Annotated in this window: 2 protein-coding genes and 1 pseudogene; all 3 read left to right on the plus strand. The window is 61.2% G+C overall.

Annotation, left to right across the window (positions count from 1 at the left end):
• Positions 1-211 (plus strand): annotated as a pseudogene (locus tag AC1DJT_RS36830) (hypothetical protein); the annotation flags it as partial.
• A 41-nt stretch (positions 212-252) separates the two neighbouring features.
• Complete coding sequence (locus AC1DJT_RS36835; protein WP_113512615.1) at positions 253-564, plus strand: FtsB family cell division protein; 312 nt, start codon at positions 253-255, stop codon at positions 562-564.
• Between the two features lie 175 nt (positions 565-739).
• Positions 740-1,123 (plus strand): thiamine pyrophosphate-dependent enzyme (locus AC1DJT_RS36840; protein ID WP_476836077.1); only part of this gene is annotated, 384 nt, incomplete at its 3' end.

Here is a 1,123-nt window from a genome sequence, read left to right on the forward strand (position 1 = left end):
CAAGGAGGCGCTCCGAACCCTCGCCGCGCGGCGCGGCGCCGTCATCGCCGATTTCGCTCATCGCTMGATGGTCACGCAGCAGGATAGCAATTACTGGGATCCGCTGCATTTCCGGCTGCCGATCGCGCGGCGTGTCGAGGCTGACCTGACAGCGATCGCGCGCGACGCCCAGGTGAGTTCGGACGGCTTCGTGCAGGTCTCCCGGCCCTGATCGTTAACCCGGCATAAACCACGCAAGGCTAGCCTGCCGGCATGGTCGTCCGCCGTGGTCTCAGATCCTTTTTCATCACGCTCGCGCTCTATCTCGTATCGAGTGGAGCGGTCGGCTACTTCATGTTCCATGCCCAGCATGGCTCGCGCGGGCTCGAGGCCCGCGGCGGCCTGCAGGAATCGCTGCGGGTCATGGAGGATGAGCTCAAGGAGCTCACCACCGAGCGCAAGAGCTGGGAGCAACGCCTCGCCCTGATGCGCGACGAAGCCGTCGATCGCGATCTGCTGGAAGAGCGCGCGCGCGCGTCGCTCGGCCGGATCCATCGGAACGATGTCATCATCATGGGGCGCTGAGGAGCGGGAAAAGCCRCAGAATAGTTCCGGTTACATCGATTAACTGAATTCCAGTTAATACATGAAATCTTAGAAATATCAGCGACATAACTCATGCTGCATTGCGAGATACCTCCCTCGCCAAGGGGTATGTGATCCTCTACAACCAAGGTCGAATGATCTTGGAGGATCGCCGATGGCCGTTGCCGCGCGCAAGACGAAAGCTCCCGCTCAAGCCAAAACCGCGACCAAGGGCGCGGCAAAGGCCAGTTCAGCCAAGACAACTGCGGAGAAGGGGGCGGCCAAAGCGTTGAGCAACATGCCCGCCTTCACAAGGGAAGAAGACCTTCACGCCTATTACGAGATGCTGCTGATCCGCCGCTTCGAGGAGAAGGCCGGGCAGATGTACGGCATGGGCCTGATCGGTGGCTTCTGCCACCTCTATATCGGCCAGGAAGCCGTCGTCATCGGCATGCAGATGGCCTCGAAGGACGGCGATCAGGTCATCACCGGCTATCGCGATCACGGTCACATGCTTGCGACCGGAATGGAATCACGCGGCGTGATGGCCGAGCCGGGC

The organism is Allobosea sp. 05T422_2 (assembly GCF_056396265.1).

What these genes read in the sequence shown, in the direction of transcription:
- AC1DJT_RS36835 (WP_113512615.1), top strand. Translation starts at nt 253, where the DNA reads ATGGTCGTCCGCCGTGGTCTCAGATCCTTTTTCATCACGCTCGCGCTC.